This window comes from Saccharopolyspora tripterygii (genome assembly GCF_054778355.1).
In genome coordinates, this window is the sequence record NZ_BAAGZP010000030.1 from 156,729 (window position 1) to 170,319 (window position 13,591).

General features: G+C 70.3%; 12 protein-coding genes and 1 riboswitch. Of the genes, 5 read left to right on the forward strand and 7 right to left on the reverse strand.

Annotation, left to right across the window (positions count from 1 at the left end):
- Positions 1–30: 30 nt before the first annotated feature.
- Positions 31–253: riboswitch (cobalamin riboswitch) on the reverse strand.
- A 54-nt stretch (positions 254–307) separates the two neighbouring features.
- The gene (locus tag ACYVF3_RS23600) at positions 308–877 is read left to right on the forward strand and encodes a GNAT family N-acetyltransferase (protein ID WP_461156445.1); all 570 of its coding nucleotides are present in this window, start codon (positions 308–310) and stop codon (positions 875–877) included.
- 6 nt (positions 878–883) lie between these two features.
- Here the strand turns inward: ACYVF3_RS23600 and ACYVF3_RS23605 are convergent, their stop codons facing one another.
- Positions 884–1,771: a LysR family transcriptional regulator gene (locus ACYVF3_RS23605; RefSeq protein WP_461156446.1), complete on the reverse strand. Its 888-nt coding sequence runs from the start codon at positions 1,769–1,771 to the stop codon at positions 884–886.
- Between the two features lie 163 nt (positions 1,772–1,934).
- Between ACYVF3_RS23605 and ACYVF3_RS23610 the strand changes: the two genes are divergently transcribed.
- Both ACYVF3_RS23610 and ACYVF3_RS23615 read left to right on the forward strand, forming a co-directional pair.
- Complete coding sequence (locus ACYVF3_RS23610; protein WP_461156447.1) at positions 1,935–2,819, forward strand: SDR family oxidoreductase; 885 nt, start codon at positions 1,935–1,937, stop codon at positions 2,817–2,819.
- A 153-nt stretch (positions 2,820–2,972) separates the two neighbouring features.
- Positions 2,973–4,430, forward strand: coding sequence for an MDR family MFS transporter (locus ACYVF3_RS23615; RefSeq protein WP_461156448.1), 1,458 nt, complete (start codon positions 2,973–2,975; stop codon positions 4,428–4,430).
- Between the two features lie 204 nt (positions 4,431–4,634).
- Here ACYVF3_RS23615 and ACYVF3_RS23620 read toward each other — a convergent pair whose 3' ends face one another.
- The 5 genes from ACYVF3_RS23620 to ACYVF3_RS23640 form a co-directional block, all read right to left on the reverse strand.
- Positions 4,635–5,666 carry a phosphotransferase family protein gene (locus tag ACYVF3_RS23620; protein ID WP_461156449.1) on the reverse strand — a complete coding sequence of 344 codons (1,032 nt, stop codon included), beginning with the start codon at positions 5,664–5,666 and terminating at the stop codon, positions 4,635–4,637.
- Positions 5,663–7,318, reverse strand: coding sequence for a class I adenylate-forming enzyme family protein (locus ACYVF3_RS23625; protein WP_461156450.1), 1,656 nt, complete (start codon positions 7,316–7,318; stop codon positions 5,663–5,665). Before ACYVF3_RS23625 ends, ACYVF3_RS23620 begins: the two co-directional genes overlap by 4 nt.
- Positions 7,319–7,333: 15 nt before the next feature.
- A complete protein-coding gene (locus tag ACYVF3_RS23630) occupies positions 7,334–8,668 on the reverse strand; it encodes a phosphotransferase family protein (protein ID WP_461156451.1) in 1,335 nt (444 codons plus the stop codon).
- Positions 8,665–9,921 carry an acyl-CoA dehydrogenase family protein gene (locus tag ACYVF3_RS23635; RefSeq protein WP_461156452.1) on the reverse strand — a complete coding sequence of 419 codons (1,257 nt, stop codon included), beginning with the start codon at positions 9,919–9,921 and terminating at the stop codon, positions 8,665–8,667. Before ACYVF3_RS23635 ends, ACYVF3_RS23630 begins: the two co-directional genes overlap by 4 nt.
- Positions 9,922–9,983: 62 nt before the next feature.
- Entirely contained in the window at positions 9,984–10,766 is a 783-nt protein-coding gene (locus ACYVF3_RS23640) for an enoyl-CoA hydratase/isomerase family protein (protein ID WP_461156453.1), read from the reverse strand.
- Positions 10,767–10,973: 207 nt separating this feature from the next.
- On the opposite strand from ACYVF3_RS23640, the gene ACYVF3_RS23645 reads away from it, so the two are divergent.
- Positions 10,974–11,870 carry an alpha/beta fold hydrolase gene (locus ACYVF3_RS23645; RefSeq protein ID WP_461156454.1) on the forward strand — a complete coding sequence of 299 codons (897 nt, stop codon included), beginning with the start codon at positions 10,974–10,976 and terminating at the stop codon, positions 11,868–11,870.
- 267 nt (positions 11,871–12,137) lie between these two features.
- On the opposite strand, the gene ACYVF3_RS23650 is transcribed toward ACYVF3_RS23645, so the two are convergent.
- Positions 12,138–12,260: a ribosomal protein bL36 gene (locus tag ACYVF3_RS23650; RefSeq protein WP_461156455.1), complete on the reverse strand. Its 123-nt coding sequence runs from the start codon at positions 12,258–12,260 to the stop codon at positions 12,138–12,140.
- Between the two features lie 115 nt (positions 12,261–12,375).
- On the opposite strand from ACYVF3_RS23650, the gene ACYVF3_RS23655 reads away from it, so the two are divergent.
- The gene (locus ACYVF3_RS23655) at positions 12,376–13,554 is read left to right on the forward strand and encodes an acyl-CoA dehydrogenase family protein (protein WP_461156456.1); all 1,179 of its coding nucleotides are present in this window, start codon (positions 12,376–12,378) and stop codon (positions 13,552–13,554) included.
- The last annotated feature ends 37 nt before the right edge of the window (positions 13,555–13,591 follow it).

Sequence of the window (13,591 nt, forward strand, 5' to 3'; positions counted from 1 at the left end):
GGGTACCTCCTCCGGGGCTCCGCGACCCCGTTGACTCGGCACGACGGAGCGAGTCTCCTGACTCATGGATCGGCACCTCCCCCCAGCCTTCCCACCGGCTTTCCGGCAGTGGCGCTCGCGGAGTCGACTCCCCATTCACAGTGGCGGGACCGTGCCGGATTCTCACCGGCTTCCTGCGCACCGTCGCATGAATTGTTTTCAACCTTTCAGCCTGCCCGCGCCCAGTCAAGGGACCGCACTGTGATCGTTGTTGCACATTGCTAGCATCAAGGAGCGAAGTCGCTGGTCCAGACGTCGGAGGTGGAGCATGTCACCGCACGAGGCTCTCGTTCGCGGGGAGTACGTGATCAGGCGTGCGCGTCACGAAGACGTCGAGAGCGCGCGAACCTTGATGTTCGACACCTTCTACCGCGTCATGGGCCACGGCTACGTCCCCGAGTGGCACGCCGACGTCATCGACATGCAGCGCGCGTACTTCGAAACCCCGGGCCACGCGCTGTTCGTCGCCGCCCTCGGCGAAGAGGTGGTCGGAACGGCCTCGGTGCGAGCGAGCGGCCCCAAGAGCCCGCCGCATCCACAGTGGATCGCCGAGCGCTACGGAACCCCCACCACGGCACAGATCTTCCGCACCTACGTCCGCGAGGAGCACCAACGAAACGGGCTCGCCCGCGCACTGGTCGAGAAGTCCTGCGAGTTCGTCGCTGAAACCGGGCTCTACGACACGATCTACCTGCACACCAACCCGGCGATCGCAGGTGCGGAACCGTTCTGGCGCAGCGTGGCCAAGGAGGTCTGCGACGCTCGCGGGACCGGCGACTTCAGCCCCACCATCCACTTCGAGATCCCGGTCCCACCACGGGATCTCACCTCCGCCTGAGGCCGGTCAGGCCTCCGGCGGTTCGGTGATGTGCTGCTCGGCCAGGCAGGCGAAGTCGGCCACCAGGCGATTGCGCTCGCCCGCCCTGGTCGCCAGCACGACGTGGCTCGGCTCGACGCCCTCGATGGGGATCGCGACGAGGTCGGGACGCATCCGGGCGGCCGCGCGCACCGTCACCACCACCGCCTGACCGGCGGCGACGACCTCGAACTTCTCCTCCAGCGCGTTGATGTCCGGGCCCTCGGGCGCCTTGCTGCCGTCGGGACGGGGTTCCAGGCGCCAGTACGCGGACCATGCCGGGTCGGCCTCGGGGAAGCGTGGCATCGGCTCGCCGGCGAGATCGTCGAGGGTGACCGACTCCTCACCCGCCAGCCGGTGTTCGCGGGAGACCACCAACGTCCTCGGTTCCTGGTAGAGCAGCGTCACCCGCAGACCGTCGGTGGGGAACGGCAACCGCGCGACGACGGCGTCCACCTCTCGGTCCAGCAGAGCCGCTTGCGGCTGGCTGAACTCGATGTGCCTGGTCCGCACGTCGGCGTCCGGGTGCGCCCGGCGCATCGCCTGGGCGGCCCTGGTGACGATGAGCCCGTTGCCGTAACCGATGACGATCCGGTTCGGCCGAGCGACCGCGCGGGCTTCCGCCGTGGCTCGGGTCGCCGAGCGCAACAGCGACTTGGCGTGCGGCAGGAAGACCTCGCCGGCCTCGGTCAGCGCGGTCCCGCGAGGTGTCCGGTCGAGCAAGCGCGCGCCGAGCTGCTGCTCCAGCCTGCGGATCTGCCGGGACAGCGAGGGCTGGGCGATGCGGAGCTGCTCGGCGGCCCGGCCGAAGTGCCGGTGCTCGGCGACCACGGCGAAGTACCGCACCAAGCGCAGGTCGAGGTCTCCTTCGGTCATGCGCCCAGGGTATCGCCGACGACCAGGCAGCAGGACACCTCTATCGAACTGAACAGCTGTGATGCCTGAATCGCATGACGGATTTCGAAACGGGACTTGGACGCGAGCCGATGGCCGGACGCAGCCTGGAGCGGTCCGAGGAACCCGTCGAGAGGAGCGCACCGTGCGGGTCTTCATCACAGGCGCGACCGGCATGGTCGGCACCGCCGTCGTCCGCGAACTGCACCAGGCCGGGCACGAGGTGCTGGGACTGGCGCGCTCGGACGCCGCGGCGGCGAAGCTGACCGAGGCGGGGGTGGCGGTGCAGCGCGGCTCGCTCACCGATCTCGACAGCCTGCGCGACGGCGCCGCCCGAGCCGACGCGGTGATCCACACCGCCTTCGTCCACGACTTCACCGACTTCGAGGGTGCAGTGGCCACCGACCGGCGCGCCGTCGAGGCGTTGTGCGAAGCGCTGGTCGGTTCAGCCAAGCCGCTGCTGATCACCTCGGGCGTTCCGGGTGACGGAGCGACCGAGGACACCGTGCCCCCGCTGGACTCGGTCGCGGCGGGCAGGTTCGCGACCGAGGAGCTCGCGCTGTCCTACGTCGATCACGGCGTTCGCGTCTCGATCCTGCGGCTGCCGCGGTCGGTCCACGGACCGGAGGACGCGAGCGGTTTCATCCCGGCGATGATCGCCACCGCCCGCGAGTCGGGGTTCGCGGGATTCGTGGGCGACGGATCGACGCACTTCTCCGCCGTCCACCTGCGCGACGCCGCGCGCCTGTACCTGCGGGCCCTGCACGCGGCGCCGGCCGGAGCCAGGCTGCACGCGCTCGGCGACGGAGCTCTCCCCCACCGCGAGATCGCCACCACCATCGGGCGCCGCCTCGGGCTCCCGGTCACCTCCGTGCCCGCCGAGAAGGCGACCGAGCACTTCGGGTTCCTGGGCATGATCCTCGCGAGCGACCACAGCGCCTCCGCCGAGGCCACCACCGAGCGGTTCGGCTGGAAGCCGGAACGACCGGGCCTGCTGCAAGACCTCGAACAGGAGCACTACTTCGCATGAGCCCCGTGGGCGACGCTGGGCCGGACGGAACCCATCTTCTCGCCCGCAGGACAGGTGATCGTGGATTTCCCAATCAGGGCAACGCATCTCGGTGAACGTGGCGAATGTCGCCGCGTCCTGGAATATTGTTGCGGCCCGGTGTCTTATGTAGTCGTGCCCGCTTCGACTTCCGGCGTGGGGTTGCGCTCCGCGCGCGGCCCCATCCTGCTCGCCCTGATGCTCTCGACAGCGCTGGTGGCGCTGGACGCGACGATCATCGCCACCGCGTCCGCGACCATCGCCCGCGACCTCGGCAGCTTCGCCCAGGTGCCGTGGCTGTTCTCGGCCTACCTGCTCGCCCAGGCGGTGAGCACTCCGCTGTTCGGCAGGCTCGCCGACGTCCTCGGCCGCAAGCGGCTGATGCTTGCGGGAGTGGGGTTCTTCCTGGCGGGCTCGGTCCTGTGCGGCGCGGCCTGGTCGATGCCCGCGCTGATCGGCGGCCGGGTGCTGCAGGGTCTCGGAGCGGGTGCGGTCATGCCCGTGTCGCTGACCATCGCCGCGGACATCTACACGCTCCAGGAGCGGGCCAAGACCCAGGGGTACCTGGCGTCGGTGTGGGCGATCTCGTCGGTCGTGGGCCCCACGCTGGGCGGGGTGTTCAGCGAATTCCTCAGCTGGCGCTGGATCTTCTGGGTCAACCTGCCGCTGTGCTTCGCGGCGGCGGCGATGCTGGTCCTGAAGTACCACGAGTCCCCGCGCGAAGGGGACCGCGAACCGATCGACTACCTCGGTGCGGCGCTGCTGGCCGGGGGCAGCACGCTCCTCCTGCTGGGCTTGCTCGAAGGCGGGACCAGCTGGGCGTGGGCCTCGACCACCTCGGTGCTGATCTTCGTCGCCGCCGCGCTGATGCTGGCCGCCTTCGCCGCGCACGCCCTGCGCGCGACGCACCCGATCCTCAGCCTGCGCCTGCTGCGGCGCCGCGTGGTGGGCGTGCCGACCGCCGTGTCGCTGCTGGTGGGGGTGATCGTCCTCGGCCTGTCCACCTACGTGCCGATCTACGCGCAAGGGGTGCTCGGAGTCGGCCCGCTGATCGCCGGTTTCGCCCTGGCCGCGATGACCGTCGGCTGGCCGCTGGCCGCGACGAACGCCGGCCGCGTGTACCTCGCGCTCGGGTTCCGGCACACGTCGCAGATCGGCTCGACCTTCGTGGTCGTCGGCACCGCCCTGACGCTGCTGCTGGGCGAGAACTCGACGGTGATCATGATCGGGATGTTCACGTTCGTCGTCGGCGTGGGAATGGGGTTGACGGCGGTGCCCACCCTCATCGCGTCCCAGTCCGCCGCCGAGTTCACCGAGCGCGGCGCGGTCACCGGCGTCAACATGTTCGCCCGCTCCCTGGGATCGGCCATCGGCGTGGCGATCTGCGGCGCCATCGTCAACGCCCGCACCACCGTCGGCCCCGACGGAACCCCAGCGGGCCCAGGCCTGATGGCAGCGGTGCACATCGTCTTCGCCCTCCTCCTGCTCACCGCAGCAACCCTCGCCGTCCTCACCTACCTCATGCCCGCCGACAACCCGAAGCGGACACCGAAGCCCGCGGACGACGAAACCCCAACCCCCACGACGCGCTGACCCCGCCCCGCGTCGGCAGCGCGGCGGGGGTGCGACGTCGCCATGTTCCAGTTCTCGTCCTGATTGGGAAGGTTCCGCGCCCGAGATACCTGGTCAGTGGGGTGGGGGAAGTTTTCATGAAAACTTCCCCCACTGACCAACCTCCCCGGACATCACCACCAAAACTGGGAAGTGCCGGGATCTCCCCTGGCCGAGCCGCTGGGATCAGGTGTCGCGGCGGCTCAGGTCTTTGACCGCTTGCCAGGCGAGTTGGGCTTGGTGTCTTTCGGTGTCGGCGTTGGTGGCGTGGCCGTCGTCGCCCATGTGGCCTGCCTCGTAGCGGGCGCGCACTCCTGCGGTGATGCAGCAGGAGCGCCAGCGCTGGAACGCCACGTAGAACGGCAGGTCGGCGAGGTCGCGGGTGGTGAGCTCGGCGTAGCGCTCGATGAGGTCGGCGCGCGTCGGGAAGCCCTCTTCGGCCGTGGGACCGGGGGTGACCGGCGGGAGGTCGTCACCGGGTTCCTCCCAGGTGGCGATGAGCCAGCCCAGGTCGGCCAGCGGTTCGCCCAGGGTCGCCAGCTCCCAGTCGAGGACGGCCAGCACCTCGCCGTCCCGGTCGTACGACACGTTGCCGGGCCTGAAGTCGCCGTGCACGATGCCGGTGACCTGCTCCGGGACGCGGGCCATCAGCGCGTCGTGCACCTGGTCCAGCAGCGCGAGGTCCGGCGCTCCCGAGGCGTGGACCTGCTTCTGCCAGCGCTGGAGCTGCCGCCGCAGGTATCCGTCGCGACGCGCCGCGTCGCCGAGGCCGACGTCGTCGGGGTCGAGTTCGTGCAGCGCGGCCATGCACTCGACCGTCGCCATCCCCGCCCGGCGCCGCGCCACCCGCGACAGCGGTGCCGCGGAGGGCCTGTCGGCCAGGACCGTGCCGTCCACGAAGTCCATCACGTAGAACGAGGCTCCGGTGACGTCGGTGTCCGCGCAGTAGGCGAACGGTTCGGGCACGGGCACGCCCGTGCCGTGCAGCGCGGAGAGGAAGCGCCATTCGCGGCTCATGTCGTGCGCGGTGCTCAGCACTCCCCCGGTCGGCGGCCTGCGCAGCGCCCGCACGACCCCGTCCGCATCGCTGACCCGGTAGGTGAGGTTGGACCTGCCACCGGAGACCAGCGAGAACTCGACCGGCGTCGGGACGCCGCGTTCGGACAGCCAGCGGTTCACCGAAGCTCGGTCGATGCCGGGCAGTTCCACCTCGCTCACCCCTGCGCGACGATCTGCTCGCGGAGCCTCCGCTTGAGGACCTTGCCGGTCGGCGTGCGCGGCAGCGGGTCCTCTCGCACCACGACGTGGGCCGGAACCTTGAACGCCGCCAACCGTTCCCGCACGTGGGTGCGCAGTTCGTCCGCGTCCGCCGGGGTCTTGAGGTTCACCACCGCGGCGACCTCCTCGCCCAAGGTGGGGTGCGGAAGTCCGATGACGGCGACGTCGGCGATCGCGGGATGCTCGTGCAGCGCGGCCTCGACCTCGGCGCAGTAGACGTTCTCACCGCCCCGGATCACCACGTCCTTGAGCCGGTCCACCACGTACACCCAGTCATCGTCGACGTATCCGAGGTCGCCGGTGCGGAACCACCCGTCGATGAACGACTCCGCGGTCGCCTCGGGGAGGTTCCAGTAGCCGCGCACCACGTTCGGCCCGCGGAACCACAGCTCCCCGATCTCACCGTCACCGAGGTCGTCGCCGGTCGCCGGATCGACGACGCGGATCTCCGCTCCCGGAACGGGTTTCCCGACGCTGTTGGACCGTTCCTGGTAATCGTCACCGGAGTTGCCGACGACCGTGGACGTCGTCTCGGTCAGCCCGTACCCGCTGGACGCGCTGCTGCCGAGCCCGCCGATGCGCTCCACCAGGTCGGGCGGGATGGGCGCACCGCCCATCGTGACGCCGTCCAGGCCCCGCACGACTTCGGCGTTCTCGACCAGGTCGCGCATCACCGTGGGCACCCCGGCCGCGCTGGTGAGCTGGTGATCCGCGATCAGCGCCACGGCCTGCTCGCGGTCCCAGCGGTACATGGTCGCGAGCTTCGCGCCCGCGAGGGTGGCGAAGCACAGCACCGTGATCCCGGCGATGTGGAACATCGGGAAGGTCAGCAGCACACCGGGCTGCGGATCGTTCGGATCGGGATCGGTGAGGGTGCCGCCGTTGGTGATGGCCGTGCCGATCTTCCTGCTGACGACCGTGTTGAGGAGGTTGGTGACGTGGTTGCGGTGCGTGGCGACCGCGCCCTTGGGGCGGCCGGTGGTGCCCGATGTGTAGAGGATCGTGGAATCGTCGTCCGGCTCGATGACGACCTCCGGCGGCGACGCGTCCTGCGGGAGTCCCGCCAGCAGCTCCGCCCAGGCCCGCACGCCGTCACCGGGTTCGCCGCCGCGCACCTCGACGACCGGGACCTCGCGGTCGAGCAGCGCGGTGCGCTCGGGGTCGGCGAAGACGAGCTTGGCGCCGCTGTCGGTCATGCCGTAGCGCAGCTCGTCCTCGGACCACCAGGCGTTGAGCGGGACGGCCACGAGTCCGGCGACCTGGATCGCCCAGAAGATCGGCACCCACTCCGGGAAGTTGCGCATCGCGATGGCGACCCGGTCGCCACTGGTCAGGCCGTACTCCTCGCGCAGGACCCTGGCCAGTCCGGCGACGATCCGCTGGTGCTCGGTGAAGGTGCAGCGGTAGTCCTCGTAGACGAGGAAGTCCGCATCACCGTGGAACGCGCTGACCAGCGCCGCGTCTCGCAGGGTCCGCAGCGGTTTCGCGTAGACGCGCATCGCGGTGCCTCGGACCACGGCTTCGGTCATCTCGAAGTCGCCGCCGGGTCCGGTGAGTTCGTCCAGCAGACGGTCGCGCAGCTCGTCAGACACCGTTGCCCCTCCTCCTCATCGCTTGGCGTGCTTCGGATTGGCGACCGCGAGCCGGTCCAGCACCTCCGACCACAGCAGCGCGGCCACTCCTTCGTACTGCGGGTCCGCTTCGCCCGACCGGAGCGCGGCGGCCAGCGCCGCACGATCGGTGAAGCCGAGCTCCGCCAGCTGGTGGCGGTGCCGCCTCTCCTGCTCGTCCCCGAACCGCAGTTCGCGCTCCACAGTGGACAGAACGTTGACGGCCACCAGCGTCTGGAAGCGCATCCGCCCTTCGGCACTCGCCAGCACCTCATCGCGGACGAAGTCCCGGGTGGCGGCGACGAGCTCGGCGGCGGACGGGCGTCCGTGCAGATCAGCCGGCGCGGATTCGGCCTGCGCGGGCGGTGGTGGTCTCGGCACTCCCAAGGCGGTCAGCAGGTCGAACTCCTGCTCGCAGACCCTGCGCCCGATCGCGGCGAGCTCCATCGACGGGTGGGCACCGCTGAGGTGCTGTTCGGCCTGGGAGCGGCAGATCACGCCCCACTTGGCCGCGCCGCAGATCTCCCACCAGCGCACCACTTCCGGGTCGGGTCGCGCACCCGCGACCTCGGCGTATCCGTCCAGCAGCTCGTCCAAGGGTCCGAAACCGCCCACCGGCAGGGGTGATCCGAACCGCCAGGCGGTGGTGCACAGCCAGCCCAGGTCTTCCATCGGATCACCGGCGTGCACAAGCTCCCAGTCCAGCACCGCCCGCAGCCCCGTCTCGGCAACGATGAGGTTGCCGTTGCGGAAGTCGCCGTGCACCAGGGATTTTCCCGATCTCGCGGGGCGGTTGGCGCGCAGCCAGCGGAAAGCGATCTCCAGCGCCGGGATCGGATCTCCGAGGGAGTCGTAGTCGGCGATGAGCGCTTCCAGCGGATCGTGATCCGGCATGCCCTCGGGGAGCGGGATCTGGTGGATCCGCGCAGCGGCGCGGCCCAGCTCGCGTGCCAGGCCTTCTCGGGCGGTGGCGTACTTCTCCTCGCGCAGCAGGCGTCGCGGGATCGTCTCGCCGTCGACGTGGCCGGTGAGCACGTAGGGCGATCCGAGCACCGATGCGTCGGTGCTGTGGTCGACGACGTGCGGCACCGGGACCCCGGTCCGCTCGGCGGCTTCGAGCACCAGCGCCTCGCGGGCCATGCCCTCCGGGCGGGCCAGGCCCACGGGGTCGCGCCGCAGCACCAGCTGGTGCGGCGGCCGGTCGAGCTCGACGAACCACGTCTCCCGGCTCGCTCCGCCGCTGGCCCTCTCCAGCCGCGTCACCCGCACCGGAGTCCCCTGGACCTCGCTCAGCCGGCGGGCCAGGAGCTCGTCGAGTTCCGCAGCGCTCATGCGCGCTTCCCGGGCCCCGCGAAGCCGAAGAGGTAGCCCGCGACCTTGCGCATCTGCACCTCTTCAGCGCCTTCGGTGATCCGGTAGCGGCGGTGGTGCCGGTAGATGTGCTCGAACGGCGTGTGCCGGGTGTACCCGAGTCCGCCGTGCACCTGGATCGCGCGGTCCGCCGCGTCGCAGACCAGCCGGTTGGCCCGGTAGTTGCACATCGAGACCTTGTCGCTGATCTCGAAGTGGGGTCGCCGGTCCATCTCCCACGCCGTCTTGCGGACCAGGCCGCGCACCAGCTCGGCCTCGGTCTGCAGCTCCACCAGCGGCCACTGGATCGCCTGCCTGGTGGCCAGCGGCGAACCGAAGGTGACGCGCTTGCGGGCGTAGTCGACGCTCCGGTCGACGCAGAACTGGGCCGCGCCGACGCCCGAAGCCGCCTGGCGGATGCGGTTCTCGTGGACGAAGCACTGCGCCAGCTCCAGGCCCATGCCCTCCTCGCCGAACATCGCGGTGGCGGGCACCCGCACGCCGTGCAGCGACACCTCGGCGTGGTCGGTGGGCATGTTGAAGGTCCACCAGTGGAAGTCCACGGAGAAGCCCTCGGTGTCGGTCGGCACGATGAAGGCGGTGATGCCTCGCGCGTCACCCGGCTCACCCGAGGTGCGGGCGAAGATGACGTCGTGCGTGGCGGAGTGCATGCCGGAGTTGAAGCGCTTGCCGCCGTTGATGATCCAGTCGTCGCCGTCGCGGACCGCCGTGGTCTCCAGCCAGGTGGCGTCGCTGCCGTGGTCGGGTTCGGTGAGCCCGAAGCCGAGCCGGGCACCTCCGGTGAGCATCGGCTGCAGGAACTCCTCCCGCTGGGGAGCGGTCCCGAACTCCAGCATCATGTGCACGACGGGGAAGTTGCCGACCACGGAGGCCTCGTTCTGCAGATCGTTGTGCAGTCCAAGGCCTTTCGCCGCGAGGTGCTCGCGGATCACGGCCATCTCGAAGTTCCCGCCGCCCCCGCCGCCGACCTCCTCTGGCAGCCCGTAGCGCAACCACCCGGCCGCGTCGGCGCGACGCGCCATCTCGCGCAGCAGGTCTTCCCACTCCGGCCGCGGCGTGCCGCCCGCCTCGAAGTCGGTGCGGGCGAACTCCCGCCGGTGGTCGAAGAAGCGCTCGTTGTCGTCCTGCCGTTGCAGCGGAACGATCTCCGAATCGATGAACTCGTCGAGCTCACCGAGCAGAGCGACGAGCTCGTCGGGCATCGAGAAGTCCATGCCGCCTCCTTAGCGCCCGTTCAGTGACCTTAAGCACACGGCTTCGGTGGCACAAGAGGAGCTCAGTCGACCAGCCATTCGCCGGTGAACTCCGGGTCGGTCTTGTTGGCGAAGGCCAGGAACGCCGCCGGGGCGTCAGCCGTCGCGAAGTTGACGCTCTGGGCCCGCGCCTCGGACTCCAGCGCCTCCCGGAAGGTCTGCTGACCAGCGGCGTTGAGCATCTGCTTGCTCTGCGAGAGCGCGACGGGCGGCCCTGCGGCGATCTTGTCGGCGAGCTCGTCGACGAACCCGTCCAGCTCGGCCTCGTCCTTCACCCAGGTGACCAGCCCGAGCTCGCGCGCCTCCTCGCCGCTGATGATCTCGCCGAGCAGCGCCAGCCGCTTGGCCTGCTGCAGGCCCACGACGCGCGGCAGCAGCCAGGACCCGCCGAAGTCCAGCGACAGGCCGCGCTTGGCGAAGATCTGCGAGAAGCGGGCCTCCGGGTTCGAGACCACCAGGTCGCAGCCCAGCGCCAGGTTCCAGCCCGCACCCACGGCCACGCCGCGCACCTTGGCGATCACCGGCTTGGAGAGCTCGTGCACCGCTAGCGCCACGTCGTTGACCCGGTGCATCCGGGCGAGCGGGTGCCCGCCTCGGCCGGCGACGAGGTCCGCGCCGGCGCAGAAGTCACCTCCGGCACCGGTCAGCACCACCGCCCGGACGTCGTCGTCGAGCTCCGCGCCGCGGATCGCGTCGTAGAGCGCGTCCCAGGTCGCGACGTCGATGGCGTTCTTGCGGTGCGGCCGGTTCAGCGTCAGCGTCAGCACGTGCCCGCGCCGCTCCGCCAGAACGGTGTCACTGTCCACTGTGTTCACACGCTCCTCGTCGAACGAGAACTCCGCGTACTTAACGATCGCTAAGTTAGCACCTGGAACCCCAGAACAGAACCGTCCGCGACCACTCCTTCCCGAGCAGCACCTGTTGAGGGGAAGAACCGACAAGCCCGGTGCGCTGGCCCTTCACCACGTGGGAGGATCCGCTGAGGTCGGCTTTCGACGAGAGGGATCGGGCACGTGACTCCGTTCGGGAAACGCGTGGAGACCCCGAGCGGCGCGATGCTCCTGCACCGCTCGGGGACCGGGCCGAGCGTGGTGTTCCTCGCCGGGGGTGGGATGTCCGGAGCGCACTGCTGGAAGGCGCACGACCTCGTCGCCGCGTTCGCCACGGCCGTGAGCTACGACAGGCTCGGACTGGGGTGGAGCGATGCGGTGGAGCTCCCGCGCAGCGCCACGGAGGTCAGCGATGACCTGCGCGGGCTGCTGCGGGCAGCGCAGGTCCCCGAACCGCCCGTGCTGGTCGGGCACTCGCTCGGCGGGCTGTACGCGCGCCTGCACGCGAAGCGCTTCGCCGGGGAGGTCGCCGGTCTCGTGCTGCTCGACCCGACGCACGAGGACATCACCGCGTACCTGCCGCAGGCCGAAGCCGAGCGCATCGACGCCCTGAACCCCGACGACCTCCCCGGGGACGAGCAGTTGGACCCGATCCGCACCCGCTACCGCGCGGCGTTCGCACGGGCCATGGCCGACTGGCCCGCCGAGATCCGGGACCCGCTGCTGGAACGCGGGTTCAGCCGCAGCGGGTACCGCAATTCCTCGCTGGAGCCGCTGAACCTGCCGCACGTGTTCGACGAGGTGCGCCGGGCAGGACCCGACCCCGACCTGCCGACGATCTTCCTGTCCGCCACGGGCCCCGATCCGGTCGCCGACGAGCTGGTGCCACCCGAGGCCAGGAAACCGGCCGGTGAGGCGGGTCTGGCCAAGCACCGGCTCTACTGCGATCTCGCCACCGCGCTCCCCCGTGCCGAGGTGCGCCGACTCGACGACGCCGGGCACTCGAACATGCTCTGGACCAGGGCCGATGCGGTAGCCGAGGCCGTCCGCGACGTCCTCCGCTCCGCAAATACCCCCTAGCGCGCCGGCCTCGCGCTGACGAGCGGGGGCCGGATGGGCAGTTTTGGTCCGAATTGACCGGGCAAAACGGACATCGATCATGGACGGTTCGGACCAAAACTGCCCGATGCCGACGAGCGCGGTCGCGTCGAGCTCGCCGCCTCAGGATTCGCGGACAGCTCCCGGTCGTGCACCACGGCGTCCACTTCGGACGGTCGGATCCCCTTCGGGCGCGGGGTGAAAGCGCCCTGCGGTCCGATCTCGTCGCGCCATCACCGCCGCACCCTCTCAACCCTGGCGGGCTTTGTACCGCGGGCTCTTCTTGTTGATCACGAAGGTCTTCCCGTGCCGCCGGATCACCTGGGCTCCCGGCTTCGACTTCATGGACCTCAACGACTTCCGCACCTTCACGACTCCACCTTCCCGAACGTTGGTGACGCCACCCTATCGAAAATGGAATTCATTGTCATCATGTCGCTCGGAAAATCGGCACCCCACGATCACCCGCGCCGGTAACATCGACACCGTGCTGGAACAGGGCGCCGACGTGGCCGCAACCCCGGACCTCCTGGGCCGCGTCACGGCGGCCCTGCCAGTGCTCGAACGCCACCGCGAGGCGAACGACCGGCTGCGCCGCCTCAGCGACGAGACGGTCTCCTGCCTCACCGAGACGGGGCTGATGCGCGCGCTGGTCCCTGCGCGGTTCGGCGGCGGAGAGTGCGCGCTGCGCACCGCGATCGACGCGACCTGCGAGGTCTCCAAGGCCGATCCCTCCGCTGGTTGGGTGGTGATGATCCTCGGTTCGGGAGCGTTCATCAGCGGCATCTTCCCCGCACGCGCGCAGGAGGACCTCTACGCCGACGGCCCCGACAACCTCGCGTGCACCGTCCTCACGCCGAGGGGCGAGGCGCGGCCCGTCGACGGCGGCTGGGTGCTGACCGGCCGCTGGGCGCCGGCCTCCGGCTGCCTGCACTCGCAGTGGGCGATGATCGGCTTCCCCGGCCACGGCGGCGAGAAGACCCTGGCGCTGGTGCCGATGGCGGAGCTGGCGGTCGAGGACACCTGGTTCACCACCGGCATGCGGGGCACCGGCAGCAACCTGCTCAGCGGGACGGACCTGTTCGTGCCGGAGCACCGGGTCCTGGCGCTGCACTCCGCCGTCCACGGCCGGTACCCGGCAGGTGCTCCGCGCGAATCCCGCTACCGCGCCGCCCTCATGCCGACGCTGGCGACCTACATGATCGCGCCCTACCTCGGCATCGCCTCCGCGGTGCTGGAGCACGTCATCGCGGACGCCGACGTCAAGGGCATCGCCTTCACCCACTACGAGAGGCAGCGCGACTCCACGGCGTTCCAGCTGGCGGTCGCGGACGCGTCGACGAAGATCGACGTCGCCCAGCTGATCGCGGAGAACTCCGCCGCCGTCGTCGACGGCCACGCCGAGTCGGGCACGTTCCCCGATCACCTGACCCGCGCCAGGATCCGGCAGCACACCGGTCACGCCGTGCAGCTGTGCAGGCAGGCGGTGGACGACCTGGTCACCGCGCACGGAGCGGGGGCGTTCGCCGAGACCAGTCCGCTGCAAGGGCACGTGCGCGACATCCACGCCGCGTCCCGGCACGCGGTGGCCAACCCGGCGACCTGCTCCGAGATCTTCGGGCGCGCCCTGCTGGGCGTGGAGCCCAACATCAGCAACATGGTCTGAGCGGCGGATCGGCGGCAGCCGGGGAATCATCGGCAGC

What these genes read in the sequence shown, in the direction of transcription:
- ACYVF3_RS23630 (WP_461156451.1), bottom strand. Translation starts at nt 8,668, where the DNA reads ATGAGCGCTGCGGAACTCGACGAGCTCCTGGCCCGCCGGCTGAGCGAG.
- ACYVF3_RS23600 (WP_461156445.1), top strand. Translation starts at nt 308, where the DNA reads ATGTCACCGCACGAGGCTCTCGTTCGCGGGGAGTACGTGATCAGGCGT.
- ACYVF3_RS23605 (WP_461156446.1), bottom strand. Translation starts at nt 1,771, where the DNA reads ATGACCGAAGGAGACCTCGACCTGCGCTTGGTGCGGTACTTCGCCGTG.
- ACYVF3_RS23635 (WP_461156452.1), bottom strand. Translation starts at nt 9,921, where the DNA reads ATGGACTTCTCGATGCCCGACGAGCTCGTCGCTCTGCTCGGTGAGCTC.